We start from the raw sequence: 2,962 nt of genomic DNA on the forward strand, positions 1-2,962 counted from the left end.
AATGCCGCGTTGGTGAAGATCGAACGTGAACGCAAAGGGCGGAAGGCCGAGCCTTCCGCCGCCGTTGGTGATTCTCAGAGCGTCAAGACGACGCAAAAAAAGGGGATCGCGGCTGGGACGGCAACAAAAAGGTCAAAGGCCGTAAGCGCTACATAGCGACGGATACGGACGGCAACCTGTTGGGTTGCCGTGTGACGACGGCGAACGTTGATGACCGCGAAGGTCTCAAGCTCGTCCTCAACACGTTCAAAGCGGATGTGATCTGTTGATCTGTCAAGGGTTTGGTGGAGGCTCAGTTCGGGATGGTGAATTGCTCCTCGAAAGCCACCGGTGACCGGTAGCCCAACGCTGAGTGACGACGACGACGGTTATAGAACACCTCAATCCACTCGAAGACCTCCGTTCGTGTCTGGGCACGACCCCACTGCGCTTTTCCAAGTTCCAGTTCCGTCTTCAACGTCGCGAAAAAGCTCTCCTGAACGGCGTTATCCCAACATTCTCCTTTCTCGCTCAAGCTCTGAACCGCGTGCAGTCTGTCCAGCGCCTGCTTGTACACCTCACTCGTGTATTGGCTCCCCCTATCTGAGTGGTGCAGCAGCCCTCCTGGTGGCTGTCGACGCTCGACAGCCATTCCCAACGCCGCTGTGACCAGCGGCGTGTGGAGTCGCTCATTCAGCGCCCAGCCGACGATTTTCCGTGAATACAGGTCCATGACCGTGGCCAGGTACAGCCAACCCTCCCGGGTGGGTAAATACGTGAGATGCTGTCGGCGAATTCAGACCGCTTGGAGGAGTCTTGAAAAGCTAGAGACACGGGTGGCCGCACGCGGCCGCCCATCCAACCAGGCCACAATCCGCGACACATTCATGGCCGTGGCGCTGACCACATGGTGCAGTCGGGTACGGGCCAAGCCGATATACCGGCTCTGACGCAACCCAACGCAATGTACGCCCTGAGAAATGGTGCCTTCGATGCCGGCCCGGACACGATAGCTGAACTTGAACGCAGGCGTTTTCATCAGCACTCTGGCTGCGTTCAAGGCCTCATATTCTGCCTGATGGAGAATCAGGAGGGTGCGGCGCGGATCCTTTGCAGCTGTGCATAACGTGCGCGTGGGACAAGTTCCACAGTCACTTCGACGGAAGCGAATTCGGATGATGGGGTGCTTGACCTCGTTGTAACCGGGCCGCCAGGAGCCGGAGATCTTCCCCTGTGGACAAATAGCGTGTTGCTGCTCCCAGTCGATTTGAAACTGAGCAGTGTCATAGCCGAGGCCTTGACGGCTTTGCCAGGTGGACACCTGGCGAATGGGGCCCATCAGCTGAACGCCATGTTCCTTGGCGCTCGAGACCAGCAACTCCGCGTCTGTATACGCGGCATCGACAAAATGTTTGCTGGGCAGGAGATTCTTTGCGGCCAGCTTGTCATGGATCACCGCGGTACTTGACCCGTCATAGTCCATCGCCGCCGTCGTATGGACGTGAGTCACCAGATGGGCCTCATCGTCGTCGCACGTTTCCGTCAAATGCACCTTGTAGCCAGACCACTCGGTACTGCGTTTGGTGCTGAAGTGCATTTCTGGATCGTAGGGTGACTGGATGCGTTCTCCAACGGGAGGGAACTCTGTTCCCTCCTTCCAGCGCAGCGTCTCACCACTGCGATCAAAATGGGTGTCCCAGACCTGCCGGAGTAAGGCGACTCGCCTTCAGAGCGTCACACGGCGCGTCTGGGGCATCGAGGGCATCCAGCAGGGCATAGCCATCTGCGCCAATGTCCAAGACATACAGCCGGCGTTTCGCTTCGGTCTTCGGCAGTAAGGTGTCCTCAACGCGGTGGGCGTAGCGCTTGAACCACTGTGGTTGGGCCACGCCTGTCAGCCATTCGGGAACCAGGTCTGCCAGTTGATTCAGCGTTGCCCGCAGGGTTTCACCAACCAATTCAGCGAGATGTAAGTCGCGCACCGCGCCCAAGACGTGGGTCGAATCCGTGCGTTGCTTTCCGCGCGCTTTCACCAAGCCTCGGTCCTGAAAATGATCCAGCATTCGGTCAAGCAAACGGTATTCAGCTTCGCCCTTCACCAGCCGGGCACGAAATTCCGACAGCACACTGAAGTGGAAGCCAGCATCGTGCAATTCCAGTCCCAGCGCGTATTTCCAGTCAATGCGTCCTCGCACTTGGTCGGCCGCTTGGCGATCACTGACGTTCTCCAGAAACTGGAGAACGGTCACCAGCGCGAGCCGCCACGCTGGCAGCGCTGGTTGCCCCCGTTTGGGAAACAGATCTGCAAAGTCGGCATCTTGATACAGCATGCCAAACTCGTCACGCAGGCGCATCGCCGCACATCCTTTCGGGAAAGCGGCGCGCGCGACCTGCTGTGTCAGTTCAGGAATTTCGCTGGGCACGGCTGGTTTGAGGGACATAGATCAGTATGCTGCGTCCTGCACAGTGCGGTCTGAATTCGCCGACAGCATCTACGTGATGTCCGTCGCCCATTTCTGATTCGGACCATCGGCGTCGAAATTCCTGGCAAGAAGATTTCCTGCGACTGGGTGGGAAGATTTCGCTTTGGTCGTCGTCCGGAACTTTCGCTTTCCCCGCGCGACAAGCTCGGCTTGTCGCATCAGGCGCCCGATGCGCTGACGGCTCACCTGCTCCCCCTGCTCGCAGAGGTCGGCTTTGATGCGCAACGCGCCGTACGTCCCCCGACTGTCCTCGAAGCTTGTCCTGATTTTGACCATCAACAGGCGGTCTTTCGTGACTCTCTCGCTGTCCGGCCTTCCCCGCGAAGCGTAGTACCCACTGATGCTGACATCGAGAACCCGGCGCATCAGTTCCACTGGGAACTCGTCTTGGTGCCGCTCGATGAAGCGGAAAATCAGGGTTGCTTGGCGAAAAAGGCCAGTGCTTTTTTCAGGATATCCCGTTCCTGTCGTGCAATTTCGAGTTCCCGCTCCAGTTCTTT

1 protein-coding gene and 3 pseudogenes are annotated in these 2,962 nt (G+C 58.2%); 1 reads left to right on the forward strand and 3 read right to left on the reverse strand.

What is annotated here, in order from left to right:
* Nucleotides 1–104: 104 nt before the first annotated feature.
* A pseudogene (locus Q319_RS29245) lies at nt 105–269 on the forward strand (transposase); the annotation flags it as partial.
* 23 nt (nt 270–292) lie between these two features.
* Here the strand turns inward: Q319_RS29245 and Q319_RS0122950 are convergent.
* The 3 genes and pseudogenes from Q319_RS0122950 to Q319_RS0122960 form a co-directional block, all read right to left on the reverse strand.
* Nucleotides 293–760 (reverse strand): annotated as a pseudogene (locus Q319_RS0122950) (IS3 family transposase); the annotation flags it as partial.
* A gap of 15 nt (nt 761–775) precedes the next feature.
* Nucleotides 776–2,420, reverse strand: a pseudogene (locus Q319_RS25145) (IS1182 family transposase).
* A gap of 51 nt (nt 2,421–2,471) precedes the next feature.
* On the reverse strand, nt 2,472–2,962 hold a 491-nt coding region (locus Q319_RS0122960; protein WP_156039567.1), incomplete at its 5' end, for an IS3 family transposase.

The sequence above is a fragment of the Deinococcus marmoris DSM 12784 genome (genome assembly GCF_000701405.1).
In the GTDB taxonomy this organism is placed as follows: domain Bacteria; phylum Deinococcota; class Deinococci; order Deinococcales; family Deinococcaceae; genus Deinococcus; species Deinococcus marmoris.